The organism is Hymenobacter aerilatus (assembly GCF_022921095.1).
Lineage (GTDB): Bacteria > Bacteroidota > Bacteroidia > Cytophagales > Hymenobacteraceae > Hymenobacter > Hymenobacter aerilatus.
This window is the reverse complement of sequence record NZ_CP095053.1, coordinates 3,049,494-3,076,290: the sequence shown is the minus strand read 5'-3', so window position 1 is coordinate 3,076,290 and position 26,797 is coordinate 3,049,494. Positions and strand designations below refer to the sequence as shown.

Sequence of the window (26,797 nt, the reverse complement as noted above, 5' to 3'; positions counted from 1 at the left end):
ACCACCCCCAATTCCTCCTTACGAAAGGAGGGGAGCTAGCCTTAGCTTCTCATTCATACACGCACCATCATCATGAAACATAGCTTACTTTTCTCCCTACTTTTTCTCGGCGCTACTGCCGCCCACGCCCAGGTGCCTATGCCAGCGCCAGCGCAAAGCAAGCCCATTGCGCTGATGGGTGGCACCCTACATGTTGGTAATGGTACGGTAATTCCCGATGCTGCTGTAGTCTTTGGCGCAGGACGTATTCTGTATGCCGGTCCTCGCACCGGCTTACTTTCTACAGAAAATGCCGAAATAGTAGACGTGAAAGGCCAGGAAATCTACCCTGGTCTGATTCTGCCGAACACCACCTTGGGCCTGACGGAAACCGAATCTGTGCGGGCTACCGTAGATGAGCGGGAGGTAGGCGAGCTGAACCCTAATGTTCGGTCCCTGATTGCCTACAACACCGATTCCGACATCCTACCCACCGTGCGCACCAACGGCGTGCTATTGGCCCAGATTACACCCCGTGGCGGCCTGCTCTCCGGCCAAAGCAGCGTGGTGCAGCTCGACGCCTGGAACTGGGAGGATGCCGCCGTGCGCCCCGACGAAGGCCAACACCTAGTATGGCCTACCTCAGCGCCGCCCCGCTTCTTTGGAGGGGCCACCAATGACCCCCGCGCCGCCGAGCGTCGGGAGCAGGCCCGGCAGCAGCGCCTCAACGAGTTGGAGCAGCTGTTCTCGGAAGCCTCGGCCTACCGCTACCTGTCTACCGCTCACGCCACCAACCTGCGCCTAGCTTCGCTCACGGGCTTGTTTGACGGTTCCAAAACGCTTTACATCCACGCCGACAACGGCAAGGAAATCCTGGAAGCCGTGCGCTTTGCCAAGCGCCTGGGGGTGCAGAAGGTGACGGTGGTAGGCGCCCGCGACGCTTGGATGATGCTCGACTTCCTGAAGCAGAACGATGTAGCCGTAGTACTCTCCCGCATCCACGCCCTACCCCTGCGCGACGGCGACGACTATGACCAGGCCTACAAGCTGCCCGCTACCCTGCAAAAAGCCGGCATCCGCTACTGCCTCGACTACGAGGGTAGCATGGAAACCGCCGGCTCGCGCAATCTAGCCTTTGTAGCGGGCACGGCCGCTGGCTTTGGCCTCACCAAGGAGCAGGCCCTCACGGCCGTGACGCTCAGTCCTGCCCAGATCATGGGTCTCGACAAAGATTACGGCTCTTTGGAAGCCGGTAAGAGCGCTACCTTGGTGGTGAGCCGCGGCGACCTGCTCGATATGCGCACCAACAACCTGACCCACGCCTACATCGACGGCCGCGAGTTCAACCGCGACAACAAGCAAACCTACCTGGGAAATAAATTTACAACCAAGTACGGGGTACAGTAGCGCCCCCACTGCTTCGTTTAAACAGCCGCTCCCTGGTTTTTGGGAGCGGCTGTTTTTTGATGCTGAAACGGGCTGGTATTCAGCACTTTTGGCGTGCATAGTCTTGCGCAAGAAGTAACGAATTCCTATATAGAATTTCATGTTACCTTTGCCCGTGCCGTTCTCGTAGAAGCTAAGATATAGTAGAATCAGGCCGCGCACGGCATTGCGTCAGATTGGAATGAGTGAATCGCAGATTTCTGTATATCTGGTAGATGATCATCCGCTGGTGTTGGAGGGCGTGAAAACGCTGTTACACCCAGAGGCTGACATTTGCGTGGTGGGCCAGGCAAACAGTGGCCCCGAGGCGCTGGCGCAACTTCCCGCGCACCCAGAGGTGCAGGTAGCCATTATTGACATGAACATGCCCCTGATGTCGGGGGTGGAGCTGACGCGCATGCTCCGCACGCACTACCCTCAAATACGCGTGCTGGTGCTGAGCATGGACGACGAGTACACCCAGATACGTGAGGTACTGGATGCCGGCGGTATGGGCTACCTGCTGAAGAACACTACACGTGAAGAACTGAGCACGGCCATTCGCACTATTGCGGCAGGCCGCACGTTTTTCAGCCAGGAGATCGGCAATACGCTCTTGCAGCACTCTGCCGCGGTGGGTACCACACCCGTAAACCTAACAGCGCGGGAACACGAGATTTTGCGCCTCATTGCCCGCGAGTACTCCAACAACCTGATTGCCGAAACGCTCTTTATCAGCGAGCGGACGGTGGAGACGCACCGCAAAAATATTCTGGTGAAAACCAACTCCAAATCGGTAGTAGGGCTGATACAATATGCCTTGCGGCACAAGTTGATTCCCTAACCCAAATTAGTAGATGTAGTCTGGTACGCTACTGCAAGTGAAATACGGTCAGTATTTGTACTTATTAAGTAACCAAAAGCTCAACCATAGAAGGCCGGGCTAGGCTTTTTCTGAGAGCAAGCAACAAAGCGTGTGCAAAATCGTAGATGCCCATTAGACGTCAGTGCAGTTGGAGCGGCGTACTCGCTGAAACGCCCGTAAGACTTGTCTTAGAAGAGCAAGCAGGAAGCAAAAGCATAGTTTGGTAGAGGTTGTGCTAGGGTTGAGGTAACCCGATTTTCCTCCGTGCCAGTACGGAGAAGCGTCTACGGGCTACTAGGTATTTTTAACTTAGCTAAGAAAAATTTGTCCTTTATATCATTCTAGAAAATAAGAAGATAATTACATTTGAATCAACAATTGCTCTAGACATCCATTTATCATTTAATAGCACACGCGTATGGCATCAAAAATCCTCTCCTTTATCTGCCATGTTCCTACCTTGGCTCCCGGCTCTTATCCCGCGGTACCTACCATTACCGCGCCCAGCCGGGTGATTGAGCCTAAGAAAGAGGTGCAGAACACCTCTGGCGGCCACTTCACGGCCATTTACGAGAACGACCGGTTTGTTCGGTTCAAGTACATCAACAACGCCAACTAAACACCGCCTACTAGAGTGACTCGCTGCCCGCGCGCGAGTTGCTAACCAAGTTGAAACGCCGTTTGCTGCCCATAGGTAGCAGGCGGCGTTTCGGCATTTAAGCAAGAGCAAATAGGGCTTTGCTTATTGGCTATTGAAGATTTGATGAACAACTGGCTGCAGATTTGGGCTAACTTGCAGACTGTTTCATCTGTTGTGCACGCATGAATTCATTGCTAGTTCGCAGCCTGTGGCTGCTGTTGTTGGTAGTAGGAGTAGGTCAATCCGGCTGGGCGCAAGCGCCGGGTATTGTACCCGAAGAAGGCGCCTGGTATGGTATTATTGCCCGCAGTAGCGGCCGCAGCCTCGATATTGCCAACTCCTCGGCCGAAGCTGGGGCTGCCGCCGTGCAGTGGGAGTTCAATCAGGCTCGCAGCCAGCAGTGGCGCTTTGTGCCCGTGATGGCCGGCAGCCAGTACTACCGCATCGAGTCGCGCAACAGCAGCCTATGCCTTACCCTGGAGCGTCCCGAGGAGGGCGCGCCCATTGTGCAGCGCCCCTGGACGGGTAGCTTCTACCAGCAGTGGGCGCTGGTACCCATTGGCCCGATAGGCACCTTGCAGCTCGTCAACCGCGGCAACGACAAGTGCGCGGCCCTGGCCGGTGCCGACCGCTTCAACGCAACGCCTGTGGTAGGACAGGCGCCCCAAAACCGTGCTACTCAGCAATGGCGCCTGTTTAAGCTGCAGCTGAACATTGATGTCACTGCGCCGGGTTTTGGCCCTGTGCGACCCATCGCGGCTGTAAACACACCCGCCAACGAACTGCAACCCGTGCCTACCCCCGATGGCAAGCGCCTCTATTTTGCCCGCACTAAGTATGCCGGCAACACAGAAGGCAACACCGAATCGGGTGATATTTGGGTGAGCACCTCCACCAACAACGGCGAAACATGGGGGCCGGCCTCGCGCTTCGAAGGGTTAAACACCGCCCAAAACAACGGCGTGATGTCGATACTAAACGATGGCAAAGCTCTGTTGGTGCGCGGCACCTATAGCCGTGACAATTTCCGCGACGAAGGGGTGTCGCGGGTGGTGCCCGGCGCTAAGGGAAAGAACGGCCTACCCGAGCCGCTACCCATCCGCAACTACTACTCCTTGAGTCCGGCGAATACCTTTTTCATGACGCCCGACGAGAAGGTGCTGCTGCTCTCTATTGAGCGTAGCGACTCGCAGGGAAGCAACGACCTGTACGTGAGCTACTCTCTGGCCGATGGCACTTGGAGCGAGCCGCAAACGCTGGGCAACGTCATCAACTCGCCGGGCTACGACTTTGCGCCCTGGCTGTCGCCCGATGGAAAAACGCTGTACTTCTCCTCCTACGGCCACGCTGGCTTTGGTGGGGCCGATATCTTTGCCAGTACCCGCCTAGATACGCTGGGTTGGAGCTCGTGGAGCGTGCCGCGCAACTTGGGCGGATCCATTAACGGAGCAGGGTTCGATGCCTACCTGTCGCTTTCGGGCGATGGCAAGCAAGCGTACTTTGCCTCCGCACCCAAGCCCGATGCCCCCGCCGACCTGTTCCGGACTATCACCGGGGTGACGCAGGAGCCGCCCGCACCCGATACCACCGCCAAACCTGTACTGGCGCGCACCATGCTCACGGGCAAAGTGCTGAACACCAAAACCAGTCAGGCCGTATCGGCGGAGGTGAGGGCTGTGCGCCTGGGCTCTGATATTGTGTTCAACGCTACCGGCCGTACCGATGCGGGCACTGGCTTCTACCAGTTTTCACTGCCGCCCGGCCAGTACCGCCTCACGGCCACCAGCACCGGCTTTCTCACGGCCTCCGACACCGTAACGGTGGCCGGCTCCATGCGCCGCGACCTGCTGCTGGTGCCCGCCGCCGTGGGCTCCAAGCTAGAGCTACCTACCCTGATTTTCTCGCAGGGTAAATTCGACCTGCTGCCTGCTTCCTACGAAGAATTAAACCGCCTGGCCCGTACCCTGGCCGACAACCCCGCCGTGAGCATTCAGCTGGAAGGCCATACTGACAACGTGGGCAACCCGCAGCTAAACGTGCAGCTTTCCCTGGAACGCGTGCAGGAGGTGAAGCGCTACCTCGTGAGCCGCGGCGTGGCGGCCAACCGCATCACCACCGTGGGCTACGGCGGCGCCAAGCCCCGCGCCAGCAACGCCCGCGAAGAAACCCGCCGCCTCAACCGCCGCGTAGAGTTCACCATTACCAAGGATTAACGCCTGTGAGAGGGTAGGGGAGTGAGGGCGGGTTGTCCTGCTGAGCGGAGTCGAAACATCTCTACCCCTTCGTTGCTATGTTGGCTGATTGCTATTAGTAAAGATGCTTCGACTCCGCTCAGCAGGACGTTCTGGAATACTGTACTGCCCACTGACCTAGTAACCCTATGCAAGCCACCATCCTGCGCGAACTTGAATTGCCACTACCCTCGGCGTCGGGGGTAGAGCTGGTAGGAGAGCAGGCCTACATTATAGGCGATGACAGTCCGTTGCTGTATCAGTTGAACGCTACGTCGCTGGTGGCGGGGCAGCCTACCACCCTGTTCGAAACGGCGCACTTCAGCACCGGCCGCATTCCCAAAGCCGAGAAACCCGACCTGGAGTGCCTAACCACACTAACCCTACCCACCGGCGAATCCGGCTTGCTGGCCTTTGGGTCAGGCAGCGCATCTACCCGCGAAATCGGCTTCTGGGTGCCGTTGCTACATGGCTCAGCCACGGTGTACCCCCTGGCGTTGGGGCCGCTGTATAAGTTGCTACGGGCCCGGCTGCCGGCAGATACTAGTCTGAACCTAGAAGCTGCCGCTGCCACCGCCGCCGAATTGTGGCTGTTTCAGCGGGGAATTGGGGTAGGGGCACAAAACGTGGTCTTTCGACTGCCATTGGGGCCGGCGCTAGATTTCATTCGCCTGCGCACCGCGCAGCCGCCTGCCATCCATCAGCAGGTGCTACAGCTGCCCACGGTAGCTGGGCACGCAGCCGGATTATCCGGCGCTACTTGGTACGATGGTCGCTTATTCGTGACGGCTTCGGCAGAAGACACGCTCGACCCCGTGGCCGATGGTGCCGTGCTGGGTAGCCTGGTAGGCATGGCCGAGGCGGGCAAAGACCCACGCTGGGTGCCGTTGGTGCAGCCCAACGGCCAGCCCTATCTGCGCAAAGTGGAAGGTGTGGCAGTGCGGCGGCGCCTTGGGCGCGGACACTACGAGCTACTGCTGGTAACTGATGATGATGCCGGGGGCTCTACTGCCCTAGTAGCCACGTTGCGCGTCTGAAAGTGCAGTTTCTGGCGCTTCGGCGTAAAATCTGCGAAAAGCTAAATCCAACAAAGAGCAACTCCGCTAGGGTGTAAAGTCGCTATTCTTCGACTTGTTAGACGTGCTTTTCTATTTTCCGGCGCGGAGCACGCTCCTGCCCTCCATAGAGGCTTCCAAGTGCGCCGGCGTCCTCACCGCCTCTGATAGTGCTGGGCACGCGCTTGCGTTCATCATCGCTCAATCGGCCCGCACGTCCGCCAACAATAGCTTTCTAATGAGCCCTAGCTCTGTCGAGTCGTCAGACCGAGCCGTGCTAGGAAGCTTCCGTAATAGCAGCCACCCGGTGCACCTGCGCATCTTCTACACAAACTCCTGCTGCTCGTGGCGACAAGAGTTGTTGCTTGTCTTGGCCATCTCGCCTATGTTATCAAGAAAAACCTGCCTCAGCTGTACGGGTTTTCATAAAAGAAGACACTGAAGAGCAGATGGACATACTTCTATAATAAGTAGAGACGAACGAATAATTTGTCTTTTGTTGAGGAAAATAGCTCATGTTTGTTGCTAGCTGTTGTTGAGTTATTTAAAAAAAATATGCTATGTATAATATGATTTTGTAAACTTTGATAAGAGTACTATAGATATAATACAATAGAATGGCTATGTATTTGCATTGCCATATTTTGTACTTGTTTTTTGAATTTATCCATGTCTATTGCTGCCTTGCCCATCGTTTTTGAAAATACAGCTGGCATTATTGCCGCACATGCCGATGGGTATGCTCTGGTACGCTATCATGCACTTACACGTCGTTCCAACGACCTGCAAAACCTGCTGGAGTACTTAGGCAGCTTCCTGATAGACCAAGGCTGGCAGCGTATTCTTTGCGACGCACGCCATATGCAGGCACTGACTTCGGACGAGCAGCGTTGGGTGCGGGAGCAGTGGTACCCAAATAATGTAACACGCCCTAATCAGCTTTCCACGGCTTACTTATCGGGGGGTGATACAGCGGTGAAGTTGCTCCTGGAAGAGATAGCGCCTAGCGCTCAGATACTGCCTACCTTCAGTAGCCTGAGAGCAGCACAGACGTACTTAGCAGAATGCTTATAGCGCAGCAGATGGGCCGGTATCGGGAAAGGGCTTTATCTTTCGACGTATACCAAACACACCATCTGCATGCATCAGATAATATATATGAGCCGGGGCGTAGAACCCATGAGCGAGGAGCAACTGCGGGAACTGCTGCTGCAAGCCCGCGCCGCCAATGAAGCAAAGGGCATCACAGGTGCCCTAATTTATGGCGACGATCAGTTTATGCAGATCATCGAAGGGGCTGAAAATGATTTGGTGCTGCTGTATGCAAAGCTGCTGAACGACCCCCGGCATAAAAATGTAGTAAAGCTTGCTGATAAGGAAATCATGCAGCGTAACTTCAGCCAATGGTCGATGGCCTTCAAAACAGTATCATCGGAAGAATTTGCCCAGTTGCAAGGCTACGTAGAGCCAGACGCATTAGACTTGAAAGCTCCCGGTCTAAACGCTGCCGATTCGCTCCTGCTGGAAATGATGAAGTCCTTCATCCTGAACCCACGGAAGTAGCTTAAACTATATGTGCTGTCTGTTCTAGATAAGGATACTATGGCTAAGTAGAAATGAGCAGTGGTCTAAAGCGAGATGATGCTAAACCTCGCTTTATTTTAAAAAAGCATCTCTCCAATGGTGCAGTGAGACACTTCCTCTTTGACTAAGAAGACACCATTACCTTGCTTTGAACCACCGCTTAGAAATGAATAAAATTAATGGCGGTGGTCTATTAGGTAGTGCATCGTCGGTTGTGCTCGTCAATGACGAGTTGGATGCGCATGTGGTGCATGGCCAGCGAGTGGCTGAACGAGCAGGACTTACGCACGAGCACGACGCAGCGCTGACGTAAGCAAGCAGCAATTGATAGATTCGACGATGCTGGTCTGCCCGCTGCCTTTGGCGTGGGCCCGGTGCGCGGCACGTGGTAACACGCCCCGGTAGGCCTCCCAGGCGGGCGTGTGGTACCTAGGTACCACACGCCCACCCAGCACCCAGGCTACGATGCACCGCGAAGGCGCTCGACGGCCAGTAAGAACCACTTTTTGCGCTGCTTGCGCCCCACAAATGTCCATAACTCATCCAGTTCTAACTCCTTCAGCCGCGGCGGCAGCGGACAGCTAGTGGGGATGGGCCTGCGCTTTTTTTGCCAGCTTGGCCACGGTCATGCGCTTCACGCCCGTGGCGCGCATGATGGCGCGTTGCGAGACCCGCTCGACAAGTAGTTTTTCCACCTCAAGCGTGTTGCGCGGCTTTGCGGGGGGGGGCGGCCGGCTCGGACACGGCCTGATGACGACAAGCCGTGCATAAGTATTTAGCTTTACCCTTGCTGTGCCCGTTTTTACGGATGGCCGTGCTGCCGCACTAGCCGCAACACAGAGTCGTCTGCATCATTCCACATGCTATAAAGACCACTCTCTAAACCACCACCAAATTAATTAGGAGGGCGATACGCAAAATCGGGGGCGTAGCAGATTGCTATGCCCCCGATTTTCATTTGAGGTTGGTAGTCTAAATTATAGTGATATCATTGAGAACCCATGATTATAACCCAACGTTTGTGCAGCAAATGTGTCAGTATTCAGGTTTGTAAAAAAATGGTAATAGTGATGGCCGTGCGAAATACTAACGCACGAGATTTATTACCAAGGCTATTTCCAGCCTGCTGCTTTGAAACAGGTCAATTGATATGTCCAAGTAGAAAAGTTGCTCTTAGTGTCTCGCAACGCGCCATCGTGCGGGTCACAGGCGTGGTGCATGTGAGCCGGCTTCTTGCGGCTTAGGTATATATTGGATAGAAGAAAGGCGACATCCTAGCGCCTAGGCTTTACTGGTCTGCTACAGTACCGGCACATGGTACTCCACTGTTGGCCCATCATGCGCATTAGTCGAGCTCAGAAAGCATAGGGCAGACCAGCATCATTAAATCAATCAATTGCTTGTTGCAGCGTACTGATGCACAATACCTGCTAATTCAGCCAGAGGTGCGCCTCAAATACTGCATTAGAGGCCATGTTAGGCGAATCGTCCTAATTTAACCACCCAGTTGCGTAAGTTTCGTCAACAATGGTAATAGTAGATCATCTTACTGGTAGCGACAACATTGATTATAGAGTTTACTTGTGATGTGAGCAGAATATCTTTAATAACGCCTAATTCTACAGATTCAGCCACTTATCACCCAAATGCACTAGCAACATGCAAACATTGCTGGTATCTCTTCGGTAACCAGTTGTATTGCTATAGCAACCTCATATGAACACCAGCTGTGTTAGGCGTATTAAACCAGAAGTGCGTTTTGTTGATGAGTTCATCAGGTCGAAGCCTTACCTTTACTGCTAGATACATCCTTTCTGTTCCATGTTGATGAGAATAATCACCGTACTAGTAAGCTTGCTCTTCCTTGCTGCTTGTTCTTCGGAAGATAAGGTTAGCAGGATCCCAGACGATAAAATTATTACACAGAATGATTTCGAATCAGCTGCAGGCTGGAACATTGATCCTGATATTTTATATCATGGTAATGCGCACTCTGGTCACTATGCTATTAAGGTCGACAAGGACCACGAATTTAGTCTAACGTTTGATACCAAGATGGGTATCGTATCACCCACAAGAATCAAAACAGTTCACTTAGAAGCTTGGGCTTTTTTGCCTAGTGATAAATCAACTGGCATACTCGGTCTTCAAATAATGGACCCTGCTACCAACACGCAGGTATACAGTAGAGGTATTCGGCTTGCCGAAAAAGTGAAATCGCATAGCAAATGGGAAAAAGTTGAAGCAGACTATGATTTGCCAGCCAATATTACGTCTGAACAACACATTCGTTTGTCGCTTTGGCGTGCTGATGCCATTGATCAAGTCTTAGTGGACGATGTGAAGCTGAGTATTAAAGAGTAATTATCACAATAAGGTATTACGGGTCGAATAAGTAATTACTCATCGCACACCCTGCTGCCGAAACGGCTGCTTCTTAACAAACGGGTAAGACTTTTCAAAAATATAGTTTTGAGGAAAGAAAATTACGTAGAAGATGACCCTCTTGATAGCACAGTTGATAGGATTCATGGCTGATAGCCTTATCGGATAACTGTTCATCGTCTTTCTACCGAGCGAAATCTTTTTCGTCGTAGTACTTGTTTTCAATCTTGTGTTTTAGTGATGTTCAAATCTATCAGTAAGCGCTACTGGCTTGGTTTTTTGATAATCCTTATCAGTTTGAAAGTTGCTCTTACTTTCTGGCAAAACTACCAGTTGCCTCTAGATGGCGACATTGTTCCTATTGTATTGCCTGTAGATCGGTGTGTGCCTGTGTTACATGATCCTTTCGGTTGGGCTGTAATTACTAAAAATGAGGTGTATACAGCTCCCAACCGTTTTTTTGCGCATGCTACTATGGGTTTGTATTGGAAAAAGGTGCCCCACTTTCTGCAGACTTTCACAAATCCGATAAACAGCCTTTATATTTCTAACGCGTTATTTAACACAGTTACTCAAACGGCAATTTTATTCTTGTTAGCCTCTTATGTACAATTGGGAGTAGGTAGAGGCCGGTATCGGTGGGGAATATGGTTCGCCGCCGCTATACTTATGCCATTGTTTCAAATGGTCGGTTATTACTTACAGATAGCTATTATAAATCATGCAAATACTTATACTTTCTTTTACGCCTTCCCTATTATGCTACTGCTTGTATTATTTTGGCCCTTTTACAAAGCAGCCTACCAACAGCAACCATTTCGGGTGCAGCCGTGGCAAGCGCTACTATTAGTGTTACTGATGGTTGTTATAGCATTCAATGGTCCTATTGCTGTAGCAGCTACTGCAGTGCTGCTCTTAGGTATTGGCGTTTATTGGCTGCAGTATCAGTGGCATCTGAAGCTCAACGCAGAGGCTTCGCGTACGCTGGCAGCTGGTTGGCTATCAGGGCAAGCTATTGGACTACTGTTGGTGTTATGCTTGCTCTGTTTGTATTCCTTATACATTGGGCGTAATGAAGCAGAGGCTACAGTTCATACACAGCACACACTTTGGGAATTATACCAATTGCTGCCGCTTGGCTTATATGTGCAAACTAGCGGACAATTAGGCTTGCCTCTTCTTGTCGGATTGATAGTATTAAATTATCAGCTTGTTCGCTGGGTTGTTCCAGCCTCTTTTGATCGTACACGTGTGCTGTATATTATACGTGGGATAGGTTTTTTTGCTATAATATTTATCATTTTAATTCCATTTGGTGGATACCGTAATTATCGCCCTTATCTTATAAGAAACGATTCTATTCTTCCTGTTACCATTGGGTTATTTTTTGCCTATGGAGTATCCTCCTATTATTTAATTATTCAGCTGCGTAGCCATATTCGTAGAGGTTATTTGGTTCTAATAGCTCTAGTTAGCGTATTTTACCTCTACTCAGATGCTGTTTTCCAGATGCCGGTCAACAATGATTGTGAGCGGTGGGCTCTGGAGCAAATATCGCAATCAGCAGATTCTATTCCTCATATTTATGTCTCTTGTAATGTCTTAAGTTGGGAGCCAACAACAAACCCTAACAACTCTAAGCTAATTGCAGAGATGTTACATTATTGGGGCGTTACTAACACCAAAAAAATGTACTATCAACAGTAACGATGATGTATGTATTAGAAATGGCGGTGGTCTAAAGTAGGGTGATGCGTTGATTATGCTCATCAATGCAGCATTTAATGCGGGCCTCATGCATGGCCAGCGAGCGGCTGAACGAGCAGGACTTGCGCACCAGCGCTGGCGTAGTGAACGGTTGATAGCCTCGACGATGCTGTTCTGCCCGCTCCCCTTCGGGTGGGCCCGATGCGCCGCCTTCGGCAGCACCCACCCGTACGCTTCCCACGCATTGGTGTGATACTAGGTGCCGCGGCGGTAAGGAGTTGGTAGCGCCCGCTACAGACGTCGGGCTGTGGCTATCTCACGCCCACCCAGCACCCAGGCTACGATGCACCGCGAAGGCGCTCGACGGCCAGTAAGAACCACTTTTTGCGCTGCTTGCGCCCCACAAATGTCCATAACTCATCCAGTTCTAACTCCTTCAGCCGCGGCGGCAGCGGACAGCTAGTGGGGATGGGCCTGCGCTTTTTTTGCCAGCTTGGCCACGGTCATGCGCTTCACGCCCGTGGCGCGCATGATGGCGCGTTGCGAGACCCGCTCGACAAGTAGTTTTTCCACCTCAAGCGTGTTGCGCGGCTTTGCGGGGGGGGGGCGGCCGGCTCGGACACGGCCTGATGACGACAAGCCGTGCATAAGTATTTAGCTTTACCCTTGCTGTGCCCGTTTTTACGGATGGCCGTGCTGCCGCACTAGCCGCAACACAGAGTCGTCTGCATCATTCCACATGCTATAAAGACCACTCTCTAAACCACCACCAAATTAATTAGGAGGGCGATACGCAAAATCGGGGGCAATAAGTTAGGAATGAGTGTGTTTGGCTAAAATTTGCCGCAGGTAGGACGCCATTGCTGCTGAGCCTGGTAAGTAGTTTGCTGAGTTTGCCAGGCAACTCTCAAGGTACCGACAAGTGCGTAAGTCCTAATCAAGATGAGTTGGCCAAAGACTCTTCACTTTTATCGAATATTTCATTTGCTAAGCGACGAAAACAGAAAAGGCCAGAAAGAGACCCTTCCAATGAGCTGGAAAGGCCGCTTTCTGGCCAATAGGCGCTGATTTAACAGCTAAAAGTACCCAGAGCCGGGGTCGAACCGGCACACCTTGCGGTATTGGTGTTTGAGACCAACGCGTCTACCGATTCCGCCATCTGGGCTTCTGAACAACCGTTCGGGTCGGTAACTCACGAACGGGTGGCAAACTTAGCGAGACTTTCTCGAATACGCAAGAGGTAGCGTCGTTTCAGATAATACGTGCGGATTTGCTGCAGGGCTTGCGGGCGGGTATCGGCGGGTAGTTGAGCGTACCCAATCAGCACGGGCTCAATACCTGCTTCCAGCGTGTCATTCAAGTTATTAACCTCGTTTTCTACGCGCTCTACCACTGCTTGGTCAGGGTCAAATTCCAGCTCCATTAGCTGCTCATTTAGCTCCATCACTTCCATCAAAAAATCTGGTGGTAGCTCCTGTTTACCCTCTTCTAAGAGTCCGTGACGACCTAAAATATAAGCCATGCGCGCGTCAGGGTCGGAGAGGGTACGGTAGGCATTGGTGTTAAGTGTAGCCAGACGCAGGATTTCCTGTTGGCGCTCGGGTGGTGCGGTGGCGTGGAAATCGGGGTGATACTCGCGGCTGAGCGCGTAATACTGGCGCTTGATATCGGCTTCACTAGGCAGGAAGCTCTCGGGGAGATGATAAAACTCGAAATAGTCTGTGGTCATAAAAAAGGAAGCCAGCAGCTGTTATTAGGGTGAAGACAAGTAACAAGCCTACCTGCTGCGGGTTTCGACGGGGTAGGGTATAGTCTCATTTCTTAAGCTAGAGCGTCAACCTTTTGTCAATCATTCCTAGTTAACATAATATAAAAATAAATAAAAAAGATCATTTCTAGTCAGAAATTAGACTTTTAGCTCCGGGATAGAAACTTCCGATGGGAAGTGAACCTCTATTTGTGAGTCGAAATACAGACCTAGCAACTCGGCCGCATTGCCCTGATTGATACCAATGCAAAGCTGATCCTGACTGTTGAATATGCACGCTACATCGCCGGGCGGAGCTGCTTGGTAATGTAGGTGCAACTCTTGCACGCTCTCGCGGGCAAAGCGGACGGTGCCCACGCGGCCGTGTCCTACGGCCTCCACAGCTGTGCGTGTGATGTCGGTAATCAGGTTGCCGTAGTGGTCGACGTGTACCACGTGCCCCGTAATGCGGTGATCTTGCAGGCGCAGCTGCCGGTTTACCAACGAGCGGAACGTGGCGGTTTCCTGCCCGAGGTCGGCGAGTTGCCCGCCCTGTGCCAGGTGCACGGCCGCTGGCGCTAGGATGTCGCGGGTAGGGGAGGGGGTAGGAGTTATGGCTTGCAGGCGCACCACTTCCTCGGGGCGGCCTTCGGTGAGCAGCGATAGAATGCCGTTGTCGGCTACCACAAAGTAGTGTCCCTCATAGCTGGCAGCGTGCCAGGCGGGCTGTGCGCTACCCAAATCGTTGACGCCGATGAGGTGCACCGTGCCTGTCGGGAAATCCCGAAACACCGATTGGAGAACGTGAACGGCGTGCGCGATGTTAAAGGGTTCAATGGCGTGGCTGATGTCGAGCACCGCCTGTGTGGGGGCTAGCTGCAGCATCCGCGCCTTCACCGCCGCCACGTAATGGTCACGGTAGCCGAAGTCAGACAGAAACGTAATCAACCCCATGCCTAAATCCTGAGTTATTCGTACTATTGCTTAGCCCCTGCGGGGGCGGCAAAAGTAGGCCTTTTCGGTGGAAACCGACAGCCGATATTGCTTTTCATGTATTCCCATCCCTTTAAAAATTCCTGATTTGGTCGAGAAAGTCATCACGCTCGAAAACGTGTCCCTGATTGATTTCTTGGGGCCCGACAACCAGAATATCCGTCAACTCGCGGCTGCCTTTCCGGGTAGTAAAATCATTTCCCGCGGCAACGAAATTAAGATTCAGGGCCAAACGCCCGTGATTACCCGCATCAACGAAATCCTATCGGGACTCATTGAGCACTACCACCAATACGGCCAGATTACGGACCGCACCGTGACCGAATATATTGGGGCTGTAGACGACGAGCAGCAGGAGCGCATCATGGCCACGGCGCCCATTGCCGACGTGATTGTGTTTGGGGCTAAAGGAGGTGTTATCAAAGCCAAAACGCCCAACCAGCAGAAGCTGGTGGATACGGTAATGAAGCACGACCTGACCTTTGCGCTGGGGCCGGCCGGTACGGGCAAAACTTATGTATCGGTGGCGCTGGCGGTGCGGGCGCTCAAGAATAAAGAGGTCAAGAAGATCATCATTTCGCGCCCTGTGGTGGAGGCCGGCGAAAGCCTGGGCTTTCTACCCGGCGATATGAAGGAGAAGGTAGACCCCTACCTGCGCCCGATCTACGATGCCCTGGAGGACATGATTGCGCCCGAAAAGCTGAAGTTCTACCAGGAAAACAAAATCATCGAAATTGCCCCGCTGGCCTACATGCGCGGCCGTACGCTCAACAATGCCTTTGTGCTGCTGGACGAGGCCCAAAACACCACGCCCTCGCAGCTGAAAATGTTCCTGACCCGTATGGGGCCCTCGGCCAAGGTAATGGTGAACGGCGACCGGAGCCAGATTGACCTACCCACCAAGCAGAAATCGGGGCTGATGCAGGCCTTGGATATCCTAAAAGGTGTGCAGGGCATCGGCTTTGTGGAGATGAGTGCCGACGACGTAGTGCGCCACAAACTGGTGAAGGAAATCGTGCAGGCCTACGACAAGTTCGACGTGCAGCAGCAGCGCGAGCAGGCCAACCGCCCACCGCGCGAGTACACGCCCCGCAACGGCCAGCCCCGCTTCGCACGGGAAACCGCTGACCCAGCCCGCCACCCCGACGCCCGCCCTGAGGACGACGGCATGCAGGACTTACCTGTGAACCACGAACAGCAGTTGTAAAGAATGCTTTTGCAGAGAAAAGCGGCCGGATTAGTTCTGGCCGCTTTTTCTTTGCAAGAACCCGTTTATTTGCTGTTTATCGTTTCACCTTCCCATCCCTCTATGACCGCCCAACAAGTCACTACTCCCGAAGATATAGCCGCGGCACTCAACATCCGCGAAATTGTGTTTGTGCAAGGCCAGGGCGTACCGCCCGATGCCGAGTACGACGAGCACGACCGCTCCGACGCTACCCACTACCTAGCTACATCGGCCGACGGCACGCCCTGCGGCGCCGCCCGCTGGCGCCCCACAGATAAGGGCGTGAAACTGGAACGCTTTGCCGTGTTGGCCAGCTACCGCAACCAAGAGGCCGGTGCCACCTTGTTGCGCGCCGTGCTGCACGATGTACAAGCGGCTCATCCTAACGCTACGGTGTACCTGCATTCCCAACTGCCGGCCGTACGCTTCTACGAGCGGCACGGGTTTGAGAAGGTAGGCGAACAGTTCTCGGAATGCGACATTGAGCACTACAAAATGGAATTGCGGAAATAACCGCGCGTTATGCTGTGCATAGGCAAAGACGAGGAATCTGAGGTTGCGGCTATTGCTGCCTCAGATTCCTCGTTTGCTTGTTGAATGGCATATTTTTTATACAATAGCTAGCGTCCTATCGGATTATGTAATCGATTTTCTACTCACTTTATCCTGCGTGTTATATGCTGCATTGGGCTCCTGTTGCCTTCGTGCGCCTAACGTTGGCGTTGGCGGCTGGTATTCTCACGTACTTATATGTGGGCGCCGCATTGCCGGCGTTGCAGTGGCTGTTGTTAGCGCTGGTTTTCAGTTACATCGTATTTCAGATTTGGGCGGCTCGTCAGCCTACCCCCGGCCCTACCGATGCGGCGGGTTTGCTAGCGCTGGTGGTGCTGTACGTGGCCGGCCTCACGCTCACGCAGCACGCCACCGAGTCGCGCCGTGCTGACCATCTCTACCGCTTCGGTAACCACATTGAGTTTTACCGGGCTGTAGTGGATGAGCCCGCTGTGGTGCGGCCCTCTACCTATGCTACTACCGTGCGTGTGCAGGCGGTGCGGGTGGCGGGGCAGTGGCGGCCGGCCACGGGCGGTATTCGGGTCTCGGTTCCGCGCACAGAGCAGGGTAGGGAAGTGGCCCTGCCGCGCTACGGCGACGTGTGGCTGGTGCGCGGAGCGCCCTCGCCCAGCAAGGCTCCTCTCAACCCTGGCGAGTTTGACTACCGCCGCTACCTAGCCTACCATCAGGTATATCATCAGCAGTTCGTGCACACCGATCAGTACCTGAAAACGGACGTGGCGCCGCCTAATGCGTTGGTGGCTGTGAGCTTGCGCGCCGCCCGCGCCATTGAAGGCGTATTCAAACAGTACGTGCACAGTAAGCGCGAATACGCCCTGGCGGCGGCGCTGGTGCTGGGTATCAAGGATGACGTGGATCAGCAAACCCAACAGGCCTACGCCAACACGGGCACCACGCACATCATGGCCGTGTCGGGGTTGCAGGTAGGGTTGCTGTTTGGGGCCGTATCGTGGTTGCTGACATTGGTTCCGGGTAGGCGTGGGCCGTTTTTTCGGCTGGTATCGGCGCTGCTGGGCTTGGCTGTTATCTGGAGTTACGCCTTCCTGACGGGCCTATCGGCATCGGTGCTGCGGGCGGCGGTGATGTTCTCCTTCATCATTGTGGCGCGAGCATTGGACCGGCAAAGCAGCATGTATAACACGCTGGCGTTGGCGGCCTTTGTGTTGCTCTGCTACAATCCCTACCTGCTGGTGGATGTAGGCTTTCAGCTGTCGTTTCTGGCTGTGCTCAGCATTGTGTATTTGCAGTCACGCATTGCCGGGTGGTTCGATTTGCGCGACTGGGCACTGAGCCATCTGCGGCCCTGGCAGCCGCAGTGGCAGCAAAAAGCGTGGCGTGGCGCAGGCCGATTACTCGACGCCACCTGGCAGGCTACGGCCCTTTCACTGGCAGCGCAGGTGGCTACGTTTCCGCTGGGGCTATTTTATTTTCATCAGTTTCCGCTCAGCTTTCTGCTGTCTAACCTGATTGCGGTGCCTATTTCCTCGGGTGCGGTGTACGTGGGCATTGTGCTGCTGGTGGTGAAGGGGTTGACTTCCTTGCTGGCACTAGCCCTACCCGCCGCCGCGCCGGCGCTGGACTGGGTGCCACGCGCGGTGGCGTGGGTGTTTGAGTGGATGATCTGGTTCTTCAACGAGTACATCTTCTGGATTGGCCGTGCCCTACCCGGCGCCCTCATCGCGGGCATTCACATCACGGCGTTGCAAGCGTGGCTGATTTTTGCGGTGATTCTGACGTTACTCATCTTTTTTGCCGCGCGGCGGCTGGCGTGGCTGGGCATTGCCTGTGCTTTGCTGGGCGTATTTGCTGGCAACCGCGTGTGGGCGGCTCACGAACTCGCCCCGGATGAGCGTCTAATCATCTACAGTATTCCGCGCCGCTCGGTGGTAGGTTTCTGGCAAGGCGCGGCGGCTACCATCATCACCTCTGATTCCCTGCCCCTCACCGAAACCGAGCGCACCTACCGCATCGTGCCCGGCATCATCCAGCGTGAGGCGCGTCAGGTTGCCTACCACCCCGGCTGGCGCGGGGCACCAGTACCGGCCGTAGCGGCCGACAAAAATCTAGTGCTGAGCGTGTGGCGGGGCGTGCGCTTGGCTTTTGTGTCGGGCAAGTTGAGCAGCGCTACCCGGCCGCAACCGGTAGACGTGGTGGTGCTGCGCCGTAATGCCCGCGTAGCGCCCGAGGTGTTGGCCGCCGTGTTTGGCCGGCAAGCGCAGGTGGTGTTCGATTCGTCGTGCCGGTCATGGTACGTAGCGCGGCAGGACTCGGTGCTGCGGGCCGCCGGTTTCCGGCCACACGATGTTACGGCTCAGGGCGCCTATACTGTTCAGCTTCCTTGAAAAGAGGGGTAGGCTAGCTACCGCGCAACCCAGGCTATCTGACTTGCGCTATATAGTTTCACGGTTGCCTTCTTTTCGTTACGTTTGGTTTTACTGCCCTGCGAATTTCGGAGCAGTCGAGCCTGTAATGCGTCAGGTGGACGGCCGCTCTTTCACTAGCTTAGCCCCGCCTGCCATGGATACTATACTTACCGAGGAGCTGGAAGCCTTGCGCTATATTCAGTACGAGTGCCGCGAGGCCATCGGCTATATCACCCTGAACCGGCCGGAGAAGCGCAACGCCCTCAGTGCTGAGATGGTAACTGAGCTGAAGCTGGCGTTTGACACCGCCGAGGAAGACGAAAACTGCAAAGTGATTGTACTGCGGGCTGCGGGCAACGTGTTTTGCGCCGGCGCCGACTTGGCCTACATCCAGGAGCTGCAAGGCTTCGGCTACACCGATAATCTAGCCGACAGCACCCACCTCATGCAGCTGTTTCACCAGATCTATACGCTTAATAAGGTAGTTATTGCGCAGGTGCAGGGCCACGCGCTGGCCGGTGGCTGCGGCCTAGTAACCGTCTGCGACTTTGCCTTTGCCGTGCCCGAAGCCCGGTTTGGCTACACCGAGGTGAAAATAGGCTTTCTGCCCGCCATTGTGAGCGTGTTTCTATTGCGCAAGGTAGGCGAGAGCCACGCCAAGCAACTGCTACTGACCGGGGATGCCATTTCTGCTGCGCGGGCGCAGGAGGTAGGACTGGTCAGCTTTTTGGCCCCGGCACAGGAGCTAGATGAGCAGGTAGAGCAATTTGCTCGCCGCCTGTGCGTCGAGAATTCGGCGCAAAGCATGGAAATGACCAAAGAGATGCTGTCCCGCCTCCCCGAAATGCCGCTGGAGGACAGCCTGCGCTACGTAGCGCAACTCAACGCCGAGGCCCGCGGCTCCCTAGACTGCCGCCGGGGCATTGCAGCTTTTTTAAATCGGGAGAAAATAAACTGGGAAAACTAAGCGGCTCTTTTTTCTTGACAAGGCAAAATAGCAAGCAGAACACTAGCCGAAGCACTGTACTTTTGCCAGGGTAAGCAAAACTGCTCAAAACAAACGCTCACGAAGCAAGTTACCCCCTTATGACAACGCTGGCAGCCGTGGCCGTAACGACAGCTACTTTCTTGGGAATGGAGTTTTGGGCGTGGTTCATGCACAAATTTGTGCAGCACGGACCCTTGTGGTTTTTGCACCGCTCGCACCACGTGCGGCCCAGCCCACGCCCCTTTGAACACAACGACCTGTTCTTTCTGCTCTACGGTGGCCTGTCGGCGGCGCTCATCATCACCGGCGACAACGGCCAGCGGTGGTGGTTTTGGGTAGGAGTAGGCATTGCAGTCTACGGCACCGTGTATTTTTTCGTGCACGACGTGCTGATTCACGGTCGCCTGCGGTTTTGGCGCAAGTCACAAAACACCTACTTGCGGGCGCTGAATATGGCTCACAAAATGCATCACAAAACCACCGGCCGCGACGGCTCCGTGGAATTTGGCCTATTGTGGGTGTCGCCAAAATACTTGGAGATGGCGCGTCAACGGAAGAAGGTAATTATTAATGAATAATTAGTAATTAAAACCTTTGCTGGTGTACAAGGTTAATACATTGCAGAACGAACAAATAATAGAATAAAAATTAATAATTATCAATTCGTAATTATTAATTAGAAACAGTCGTGGGGAAGTTTTCAATCAGCGACCTGGAGAATCTCTCCGGTATAAAAGCACACACCATTCGGATGTGGGAGCAGCGCTATGGTATCCTGCGACCGGTGCGTACTTCCACCAACATCCGGACGTATTGCGAGAGCGACCTGCGCCGCCTGTTGAATGTGGCTACGCTGTGCAATCGCGGGCACCGCATTTCGCGCGTGGCCCAACTCTCGGAGCAGGAGCTGTGCCAGGCCGTGATGCAGTGCGGCGAGGAGGGTCAGGACTATCTACCACAGGTGAATGCCCTGCTGGCCGCCGCCGTAGCCATGGACGAGCCCCAGTTGCAACGGCAAATAGCTGCTGCTCTCGACCAACTGGGTTTCGAAGAGGCCATGCTGCATGTACTGTATCCGTTTCTGCGGCGGGTAGGAATTATGTGGCAGGTAGGAACCATCAATCCGGCGCAAGAGCATCTGGTAGCCAACCTGATACGACAAAAAATGGTGGCCGCTATTGATGCCCTACCCTACGTGGCACCGACAGCGGCCCGGCGTTGGGTGCTGTTTTTGCCCCAGGGCGAGCTGCACGAGTTGGGGTTATTGTTTATGAGCTACGCCTTGCGGGCGCGGCAGCATCATGTATTGTACTTGGGCCAAAACCTACCCGTGAAGGAGCTGGCAGCGGTGTGCGAGGCCTACCAGCCTTATACCTTATGCACGGTACTCACATCGGTACCGGAGCGCGACCAGGTGCAGAGCTTTGTGGAGGAACTGGCCCGCATCAGTCCGCACACGCCCTTGTTTTTGTATGGGCCACTGGTGCAGCGCGAGTGCCTGCAACTACCTGGCAACGCGGTACAACTCCGCCTCATGACCGATTTTCTGGCCTTAGCAAATTCCTTAAGTCTGCACCCAGAGCCTACGGAAGTTCTGAGCTGAGTAGAAGCTGACTAAGCGAGTTACGCAGAAGTCATAATTTTTTAACACGGCGTTTTTCTTCCCCCTGACCGCATACAGGCCCTTTTTCTGGCGACAGAAGAAGGGCCTGTACTTTTTAGGGGCTCAGATGATGGCCTGAAAATCAACAGATTCGTACGCTTAGAATGCCGCTGGGCGCGTTGTTTGGAAGTAATCAAAATTATTTTTGATCAATTGCGCACAACTTTTAATTTCTCCCGTATCTTTGTTTAACTTTTTGCCACGAAAAGCTAAACAGTATGACCTCTTTGGAATTCACCAACCAAGTACAGAAGATTTCTTACTCTCTAAAGCCCGTGGCGATGAACCTGACCCGCGACGCTGACGACGCGAAGGATCTTGTGCAAGAAACTTTGCTGAAAGCGTTGCTGAACAAGGACAAGTTCAAGGCGGGCACCAACCTGAAGGCATGGTTGTACACCATCATGCGCAACACCTTCATCAACAACTACAACAAGATTACCAAGCGCAATAGCAATATTGACAGCACGGAGTATTTTCAGTATTTCAACACCGACGAAAATTACATTACCCACAACGGCGCCAGCTCAGATTTCGTAGTAACAGATATCAACGAGGCCATCGGCAACCTCCCTGCCGATTACCGCACCCCGTTTATGATGTATTACATCGGCTATAAATACTTGGAAATAGCCGAGAAGCTTCAGATTCCGATTGGCACGGTTAAAAACCGGATTCACATTGCCCGGAAGGAATTGAAGGACGCATTAAAGGTATACGCTCCCGGCGTGTAGGGAATAGGGAGAGAGTACAACTGCCCCGGGCGTATAGCGGGTCGCAAACAGTGTTGACGCAAGTCACGTTGTTCGCGGCCCGTTTTTTTGTTGCAAATGGACAGGATTTCGCGGCTGCAGCCGTTACGTATACCTGTTTCGCTTCTTAGCCCAGCCTTTGGGATGTTGTAGGGTAGGAGGGATTGCTTTTAGCTGAAGTTGGGAGGGTAGGGCGTATGTTTGTTGCAAGCTGAACAGGGTAGGGCGGAACGAGTTGGGCGGGCTTCCGTATCGGAGTAGCGAGACGGAGCGGAGCGACTCGTGCCTGCATCTGCGAAAATCCGCTCAATCTGCACAATCTGCGATAATGAATGTACTTGTAATTGGAGCCGGCTTTGCTGGCCTGGCAGCTGCTACCTCCTTGGCACAACAGGGCCACCAGGTCACGGTGCTGGAAAAAAACGAAAGCCCTGGCGGCCGTGCCCGCCAGTTCCGGTCGGCGGGCTTCACCTTTGATATGGGTCCTAGTTGGTACTGGATGCCCGATGTGTTTGAGCAATACTTTGGCCGTTTCGGCAAAAAAGTATCGGATTACTACGAGCTGGTGCGGCTGGACCCTTCTTACCAGGTAGTGTTTCGGGGGGGCGAGGCAGTGGATATTCCGGCGGCTATGCAGGAGTTGCGGGCGTTGTTTGAGCGGTTTGAGCCGGGTAGCGGCGCGCGGCTAGACGAGTTCTTGCGGCAGGCTGCCTACAAATACGAGGTAGGGATGCACAAATTTGTGCACATGCCCGGCCGTTCGGTGCTGGAGTTTGCCAAGCCGCACCTGTTGGTAGATGCCTTGCGCCTCGATTTGCTGCAAAGTATGCACAAGCACGTGCGCAAGTTCTTCAAAGATCCGCGCCTGCTGGAGTTGGTAGAGTTTCCGGTGTTGTTTCTGGGCGCTACCCCGCAAAATACGCCTGCGCTCTACTCCCTCATGAACTACGCCGACCTCTCGCTGGGCACCTGGTACCCCATGGGCGGCATGCACAAGATTGTGGAAGGTATGGTGCAACTGGCGCAGGAGCTGGGCGTGCAGTTTGAGTACAGCCAAGCCGTGGAGGAAATTGTAGTGGAAAACGGCCGCGCCACCGGCGTGCGCACCGCCACCGATTTCCGGCCGGCCGACGCGGTAGTAGCCGGCGCTGACTACCACCACGCCGAGCAGCACCTGCTGGCCTTCGACCACCGCAATTACACCGAGCGGTACTGGAACAAACGCACGCTGGCGCCCTCGTCGTTGCTGTTTTATGTGGGCGTAAACAAGCGCCTCGACAACCTGCGCCACCACAACCTATTCTTTGATGAGGACTTCGGCCGGCACGCGCACGAGATTTACGAGCAGCCCCAATGGCCTACCCGGCCGCTGTTCTACGCCTCGGCCCCGTCCCAAACCGACCCCAGCGTAGCACCGGAGGGTAGCGAAAACCTGTTCCTGCTGATTCCCGTGGCCCCCAACCTCGACGACACCGAGGAAACCCGCGAGCGGTACTACCACCTTATCATGGAGCGCCTGGAAAAGCACTGCGGCCAAAGCATCCGCGACGCGGTAGTGTTCCGGCGCAGCTACGCCCACCGCGACTTCATCCAGGACTACAACAGCTACAAGGGCAACGCCTACGGTCTGGCCAACACACTTGATCAGACTGCCATTCTGAAACCTGCTCTGAAAAGCAAGAAAGTCAGCAATTTGTATTTTACAGGCCAACTTACCGTGCCTGGCCCCGGCGTGCCGCCCTCGCTCATCTCGGGCCAGGTAGTAGCCAGGGAGATTGAAAAGGATTTTGGCGGGTAGGGTGGAAGACCTTAATGCCGAACGTTCTTTCCGCAGAACGTCATTTCGACTAACGAAAGAAATGACGTTCTACTTTTTACTTCATACTTCTTAAGTACCTTAAGTGAACCACGTTGCCCTTTTTGATCAAACCACGCTGGCGTGTAGTAAGCTGATTACCACGCGCTACAGCACCTCGTTTACGCTGGGCATCCGGACGCTCGACAAGCGTTTCCATTTGCCTGTGTACGCGGTGTATGGGTTTGTGCGCTGGGCCGATGAAATTGTGGACACGTTTCATAGGCACGATAAAGCCGCGCTGTTTCAGGACTTTAAACGGCAGACCGACGAGGCTCTGCGCGAGCGGTTAAGTCTGAACCCAGTTCTGCACGCGTTTCAGCTCATGGTGCACCGCTATGGTATCGACCAAGAGTTTATCGACGCGTTCTTGCGCAGTATGGAGATGGACCTGGAAGACCAGAGCTATAACCAGTCGCTCTACCAAGAGTATATCTATGGCTCGGCGGAGGTAGTAGGGCTGATGTGCCTGCGCATTTTCTGTGAGGGCGACAAGGCGCTATTCGAGCGCCTGCGCGAACCAGCGCGGCGGCTGGGGTCGGCATTTCAGAAGGTGAACTTCCTGCGTGATATTCGTTCCGACTACGAAGACCGGGGCCGCGTGTACTTCCCCGGCGTGCAATACGAGCGGTTCGACGACCAGGTGAAGCGTGAAATTGAGGAAGATATTCTGGCCGATTTCGAGGCCGGCTACGCAGGCATTGTGCAGCTGCCGCGTGCGGCGCGGCTGGGCGTATACCTAGCGTATGTCTACTACCTGAAGCTTTTTTACAAAATTAGGCAGCTGCCGGCCACCCATATCTTGGGTGAGCGAGTGCGCGTACCTAACAATACTAAGATGCTTTTGCTGCTGGGTTCGTACTTTCGCTACCGCCTCCGGGCTATCTAGTCACCAACTCTGCACCACGTGAAGATTCTGCTGCCGCTCTGTCTCACTTTGTTTCTTACCCTTTCCAGTCTCGTGTCCGACGCTAACCCTTACTCCGTTGCCAACCTACGCCGCCAGTATCAGCAAGCCGCTGCTAGCAAAGAAGGTGGCGAGAAGTTTCATCAGTTGATGGCCGCCTACACCCAGCACGATGCTGTAGTGCTGGCCTACAAGGCGGCTGCCGAAGCCATTCGCGCCCGCGACGCGTCTATGTTCAACAAGCTCACCTACGTGCAGCAGGCTGCCAAGCTGTTTGACGAAGCCGTGCGCCGCGACGACGATAACGCCGAAATTCGCTTCTTGCGCCTGAGTGTGGAAAGCAACTTGCCCGCCTTCCTCGGCCTCAGCCAGCACGTCGACGATGACCGGCAGTTTCTGGTACGCACCCTACTGCAACACCCCAGCTCCGGCATGGATAACGAGTCGTTTACCCTGGTGCGCGACTTTATGGTGGAACGCGGCCATATATCCGGCCCCGATGCCGAGCGGTTGACCTCGTTGTAGCGCAGTTTACTGCTCAACGCTCACCGTACTGTATCTGGAAGCTCCTGTTTGGAGCTTCTTTTGTTTAGAGCGAGAATCTTCTCATCTGCTTCTCAATTTGCTATTGCTATGCTGCGTAGGGCGTCTGTAGTCTGCTACCTGTTATTTGCTTCATACACTGCCTTCAGCCAGAGCATCCGCCTCACGGGGAAGGTGGAAGATGCCCAGCATCAGCCCGTGCCCTACGCCAGCGTGGCCCTACCCGATGGAGCAGCAGGTACTGCTACCAATGAGGTAGGGGAGTTCAGCCTGACCGTGCCTGTGCTGCCGCAGCGGCTGGTAGTGCTGAGCATTGGCTACGCCCGCACGGAGGTGGTGGCTGCTTCGGCCGCGCCGCTCACCATCACCCTACCCCCCAGCACCGTGCAGCTGCCCGAGGTAGTGGTGCGCAACCCCCAGCGCGTGGCCGAAGATCTGGTGCAGCGTGCCTACGCCAAGCTAGCTCGCCATGAAAACGATACGTATTACGGCAAGGCTTTCTACCGCCAGAAAACCCGCACCAACGGCACCTACGATGAGCTGTCGGATGCCTTTTATGACGTGGAGCTAACGCCGCAGAAGATAGTAGGGTGGGAGCTGGGCGAGTCGCGCTACGCGGCGGTGGCAGGGCCGTTTCACATGAAGAACTTCTCTACCCTGATGCGGCTACCTACCTTCACTCGGCATCCTAAGCGGGGAAGCATGTACCTGCCGTTGGCTGCAGATGCTGCCAAACGGTTCACGTTTGCGCTACGCGAAATCCAGACCGAAAACGGACGCGAAACCGCCGTTATCGACTTTCAGCCGCGGCCAGGATTGGACAAGCCCGCGCCCGCCGGCACGCTCTACCTCGACCAGCAGACGGCTGCCTTGCGCCGCCAGGAGTTGCGCCTGCGCCTGGGTTCTATGCTGACGTTTTCGAAGGGTTTTCAGCCATTATCGGACTCGTTGCGGCTGGTGTCGGACTTTGCGCCGGTGGCCGATTCGCTTACTCGCCTGACCAGCACCCGGGGCGAGCTGGCCGTAACGATGCAGGCCGGCAACAAACCGCCCGTTCAGTCTGCACTATCGGCCTACCTGCTATTGTATCAATACACCGGACGCCTACCTGGCCAGAGCTACGGCCGGGTGAAGCACAGCACAGATGATCTGCAAACCCTGCAAAACCGGCCGTATAATGCTCGGTTCTGGCAGGAAAACGAGATTATCCGGGCTAGTCCAGTGGAGGAAAGCGTGATTCGCTCCTTTGAGGGGCGCCGGGTGTTCGGCCGCTTATAACGCTGAAAATGCGCGGGTTTTGCAGCTCGAAAGGAT

General features: G+C 54.5%; 25 protein-coding genes and 1 tRNA gene. 21 read left to right on the top strand and 5 right to left on the bottom strand.

The window, feature by feature from the left end; all coding sequences use genetic code 11:
• Window positions 1-72: 72 nt before the first annotated feature.
• From MUN82_RS12880 to MUN82_RS12845, 8 genes are all read left to right on the top strand, one after another.
• Complete coding sequence (locus MUN82_RS12880) at window positions 73-1,386, top strand: amidohydrolase family protein (protein ID WP_245091021.1); 1,314 nt, start codon at window positions 73-75, stop codon at window positions 1,384-1,386.
• A gap of 220 nt (window positions 1,387-1,606) precedes the next feature.
• Window positions 1,607-2,248, top strand: coding sequence for a response regulator (locus MUN82_RS12875; RefSeq protein WP_245091019.1), 642 nt, complete (start codon window positions 1,607-1,609; stop codon window positions 2,246-2,248).
• 439 nt (window positions 2,249-2,687) lie between these two features.
• Entirely contained in the window at window positions 2,688-2,888 is a 201-nt protein-coding gene (locus tag MUN82_RS12870) for a hypothetical protein (protein ID WP_245091017.1), read from the top strand.
• Between the two features lie 203 nt (window positions 2,889-3,091).
• Window positions 3,092-5,122, top strand: a complete 2,031-nt coding sequence (locus tag MUN82_RS12865; protein WP_245091015.1) for an RICIN domain-containing protein — start codon at window positions 3,092-3,094, stop codon at window positions 5,120-5,122.
• A 167-nt stretch (window positions 5,123-5,289) separates the two neighbouring features.
• Entirely contained in the window at window positions 5,290-6,177 is an 888-nt protein-coding gene (locus MUN82_RS12860; RefSeq protein ID WP_245091013.1) for a DUF6929 family protein, read from the top strand.
• A 687-nt stretch (window positions 6,178-6,864) separates the two neighbouring features.
• Entirely contained in the window at window positions 6,865-7,269 is a 405-nt protein-coding gene (locus tag MUN82_RS12855) for a hypothetical protein (RefSeq protein WP_245091011.1), read from the top strand.
• Between the two features lie 66 nt (window positions 7,270-7,335).
• Window positions 7,336-7,758, top strand: a complete 423-nt coding sequence (locus MUN82_RS12850; RefSeq protein ID WP_245091009.1) for a BLUF domain-containing protein — start codon at window positions 7,336-7,338, stop codon at window positions 7,756-7,758.
• Window positions 7,759-7,945: 187 nt separating this feature from the next.
• Window positions 7,946-8,092 carry a hypothetical protein gene (locus MUN82_RS12845; protein ID WP_245091007.1) on the top strand — a complete coding sequence of 49 codons (147 nt, stop codon included), beginning with the start codon at window positions 7,946-7,948 and terminating at the stop codon, window positions 8,090-8,092.
• A 383-nt stretch (window positions 8,093-8,475) separates the two neighbouring features.
• On the opposite strand, the gene MUN82_RS22550 is transcribed toward MUN82_RS12845, so the two are convergent.
• Window positions 8,476-8,589 (bottom strand): IS1/IS1595 family N-terminal zinc-binding domain-containing protein, encoded by a 114-nt coding sequence (locus MUN82_RS22550; RefSeq protein WP_445991682.1) that lies wholly within the window; start codon window positions 8,587-8,589, stop codon window positions 8,476-8,478.
• Between the two features lie 1,017 nt (window positions 8,590-9,606).
• On the opposite strand from MUN82_RS22550, the gene MUN82_RS12840 reads away from it, so the two are divergent.
• Together MUN82_RS12840 and MUN82_RS12835 are read left to right on the top strand one after the other, a co-directional pair.
• Entirely contained in the window at window positions 9,607-10,143 is a 537-nt protein-coding gene (locus MUN82_RS12840) for a hypothetical protein (protein WP_245091006.1), read from the top strand.
• Between the two features lie 318 nt (window positions 10,144-10,461).
• On the top strand, window positions 10,462-11,871 hold the full coding sequence (locus MUN82_RS12835) for a hypothetical protein (protein ID WP_245091005.1): 1,410 nt from the start codon (window positions 10,462-10,464) through the stop codon (window positions 11,869-11,871).
• 31 nt (window positions 11,872-11,902) lie between these two features.
• Here MUN82_RS12835 and MUN82_RS12830 read toward each other — a convergent pair whose 3' ends face one another.
• The 4 genes from MUN82_RS12830 to MUN82_RS12815 all read right to left on the bottom strand — a co-directional run bounded on the left by MUN82_RS12830 (window position 11,903) and on the right by MUN82_RS12815 (window position 14,572).
• A complete protein-coding gene (locus tag MUN82_RS12830; protein WP_245091004.1) occupies window positions 11,903-12,112 on the bottom strand; it encodes a hypothetical protein in 210 nt (69 codons plus the stop codon).
• 842 nt (window positions 12,113-12,954) lie between these two features.
• A tRNA-Leu gene (locus MUN82_RS12825) sits at window positions 12,955-13,036 on the bottom strand.
• A gap of 27 nt (window positions 13,037-13,063) precedes the next feature.
• Window positions 13,064-13,600: an iron-sulfur cluster co-chaperone HscB C-terminal domain-containing protein gene (locus tag MUN82_RS12820; protein WP_245091003.1), complete on the bottom strand. Its 537-nt coding sequence runs from the start codon at window positions 13,598-13,600 to the stop codon at window positions 13,064-13,066.
• Between the two features lie 177 nt (window positions 13,601-13,777).
• Window positions 13,778-14,572 (bottom strand): SAM hydrolase/SAM-dependent halogenase family protein, encoded by a 795-nt coding sequence (locus MUN82_RS12815; RefSeq protein ID WP_245091002.1) that lies wholly within the window; start codon window positions 14,570-14,572, stop codon window positions 13,778-13,780.
• A 127-nt stretch (window positions 14,573-14,699) separates the two neighbouring features.
• Here MUN82_RS12815 and MUN82_RS12810 point away from each other — a divergent pair, with 127 nt between their 5' ends.
• The 11 genes from MUN82_RS12810 to MUN82_RS12760 all read left to right on the top strand — a co-directional run bounded on the left by MUN82_RS12810 (window position 14,700) and on the right by MUN82_RS12760 (window position 26,761).
• Window positions 14,700-15,818, top strand: a complete 1,119-nt coding sequence (locus MUN82_RS12810) for a PhoH family protein (RefSeq protein ID WP_245091001.1) — start codon at window positions 14,700-14,702, stop codon at window positions 15,816-15,818.
• A gap of 102 nt (window positions 15,819-15,920) precedes the next feature.
• A complete protein-coding gene (locus MUN82_RS12805) occupies window positions 15,921-16,352 on the top strand; it encodes a GNAT family N-acetyltransferase (protein ID WP_245090999.1) in 432 nt (143 codons plus the stop codon).
• Between the two features lie 164 nt (window positions 16,353-16,516).
• Window positions 16,517-18,754: a ComEC/Rec2 family competence protein gene (locus MUN82_RS12800; RefSeq protein ID WP_245090997.1), complete on the top strand. Its 2,238-nt coding sequence runs from the start codon at window positions 16,517-16,519 to the stop codon at window positions 18,752-18,754.
• Window positions 18,755-18,929: 175 nt separating this feature from the next.
• Window positions 18,930-19,742, top strand: a complete 813-nt coding sequence (locus MUN82_RS12795) for an enoyl-CoA hydratase/isomerase family protein (RefSeq protein ID WP_245090995.1) — start codon at window positions 18,930-18,932, stop codon at window positions 19,740-19,742.
• Between the two features lie 119 nt (window positions 19,743-19,861).
• Window positions 19,862-20,341, top strand: coding sequence for a sterol desaturase family protein (locus MUN82_RS12790; RefSeq protein WP_245090993.1), 480 nt, complete (start codon window positions 19,862-19,864; stop codon window positions 20,339-20,341).
• A 110-nt stretch (window positions 20,342-20,451) separates the two neighbouring features.
• Window positions 20,452-21,366, top strand: coding sequence for a MerR family transcriptional regulator (locus MUN82_RS12785; RefSeq protein ID WP_245090991.1), 915 nt, complete (start codon window positions 20,452-20,454; stop codon window positions 21,364-21,366).
• 278 nt (window positions 21,367-21,644) lie between these two features.
• Window positions 21,645-22,160, top strand: a complete 516-nt coding sequence (locus MUN82_RS12780; protein WP_185282819.1) for a sigma-70 family RNA polymerase sigma factor — start codon at window positions 21,645-21,647, stop codon at window positions 22,158-22,160.
• A 346-nt stretch (window positions 22,161-22,506) separates the two neighbouring features.
• Window positions 22,507-23,976: a bifunctional phytoene desaturase/3,4-desaturase gene (crtID, locus tag MUN82_RS12775; protein ID WP_245090989.1), complete on the top strand. Its 1,470-nt coding sequence runs from the start codon at window positions 22,507-22,509 to the stop codon at window positions 23,974-23,976.
• A gap of 103 nt (window positions 23,977-24,079) precedes the next feature.
• Complete coding sequence (locus MUN82_RS12770; RefSeq protein ID WP_245090987.1) at window positions 24,080-24,922, top strand: phytoene/squalene synthase family protein; 843 nt, start codon at window positions 24,080-24,082, stop codon at window positions 24,920-24,922.
• 72 nt (window positions 24,923-24,994) lie between these two features.
• The gene (locus MUN82_RS12765) at window positions 24,995-25,465 is read left to right on the top strand and encodes a hypothetical protein (RefSeq protein ID WP_245090985.1); all 471 of its coding nucleotides are present in this window, start codon (window positions 24,995-24,997) and stop codon (window positions 25,463-25,465) included.
• A 108-nt stretch (window positions 25,466-25,573) separates the two neighbouring features.
• Entirely contained in the window at window positions 25,574-26,761 is a 1,188-nt protein-coding gene (locus tag MUN82_RS12760) for a carboxypeptidase-like regulatory domain-containing protein (RefSeq protein WP_245090983.1), read from the top strand.
• Window positions 26,762-26,797 lie beyond the last annotated feature (36 nt).

What these genes read in the sequence shown, in the direction of transcription:
- MUN82_RS12790 (WP_245090993.1), top strand. Translation starts at nt 19,862, where the DNA reads ATGACAACGCTGGCAGCCGTGGCCGTAACGACAGCTACTTTCTTGGGA.
- MUN82_RS12805 (WP_245090999.1), top strand. Translation starts at nt 15,921, where the DNA reads ATGACCGCCCAACAAGTCACTACTCCCGAAGATATAGCCGCGGCACTC.
- MUN82_RS12795 (WP_245090995.1), top strand. Translation starts at nt 18,930, where the DNA reads ATGGATACTATACTTACCGAGGAGCTGGAAGCCTTGCGCTATATTCAG.
- MUN82_RS12860 (WP_245091013.1), top strand. Translation starts at nt 5,290, where the DNA reads ATGCAAGCCACCATCCTGCGCGAACTTGAATTGCCACTACCCTCGGCG.
- MUN82_RS12870 (WP_245091017.1), top strand. Translation starts at nt 2,688, where the DNA reads ATGGCATCAAAAATCCTCTCCTTTATCTGCCATGTTCCTACCTTGGCT.
- MUN82_RS12820 (WP_245091003.1), bottom strand. Translation starts at nt 13,600, where the DNA reads ATGACCACAGACTATTTCGAGTTTTATCATCTCCCCGAGAGCTTCCTG.
- MUN82_RS12840 (WP_245091006.1), top strand. Translation starts at nt 9,607, where the DNA reads ATGAGAATAATCACCGTACTAGTAAGCTTGCTCTTCCTTGCTGCTTGT.
- MUN82_RS12875 (WP_245091019.1), top strand. Translation starts at nt 1,607, where the DNA reads ATGAGTGAATCGCAGATTTCTGTATATCTGGTAGATGATCATCCGCTG.
- MUN82_RS12780 (WP_185282819.1), top strand. Translation starts at nt 21,645, where the DNA reads ATGACCTCTTTGGAATTCACCAACCAAGTACAGAAGATTTCTTACTCT.
- MUN82_RS12800 (WP_245090997.1), top strand. Translation starts at nt 16,517, where the DNA reads ATGCTGCATTGGGCTCCTGTTGCCTTCGTGCGCCTAACGTTGGCGTTG.
- MUN82_RS12850 (WP_245091009.1), top strand. Translation starts at nt 7,336, where the DNA reads ATGCATCAGATAATATATATGAGCCGGGGCGTAGAACCCATGAGCGAG.
- MUN82_RS12855 (WP_245091011.1), top strand. Translation starts at nt 6,865, where the DNA reads ATGTCTATTGCTGCCTTGCCCATCGTTTTTGAAAATACAGCTGGCATT.
- MUN82_RS12760 (WP_245090983.1), top strand. Translation starts at nt 25,574, where the DNA reads ATGCTGCGTAGGGCGTCTGTAGTCTGCTACCTGTTATTTGCTTCATAC.
- MUN82_RS12865 (WP_245091015.1), top strand. Translation starts at nt 3,092, where the DNA reads ATGAATTCATTGCTAGTTCGCAGCCTGTGGCTGCTGTTGTTGGTAGTA.
- MUN82_RS12845 (WP_245091007.1), top strand. Translation starts at nt 7,946, where the DNA reads ATGAATAAAATTAATGGCGGTGGTCTATTAGGTAGTGCATCGTCGGTT.
- MUN82_RS12815 (WP_245091002.1), bottom strand. Translation starts at nt 14,572, where the DNA reads ATGGGGTTGATTACGTTTCTGTCTGACTTCGGCTACCGTGACCATTAC.
- crtID (WP_245090989.1), top strand. Translation starts at nt 22,507, where the DNA reads ATGAATGTACTTGTAATTGGAGCCGGCTTTGCTGGCCTGGCAGCTGCT.
- MUN82_RS12880 (WP_245091021.1), top strand. Translation starts at nt 73, where the DNA reads ATGAAACATAGCTTACTTTTCTCCCTACTTTTTCTCGGCGCTACTGCC.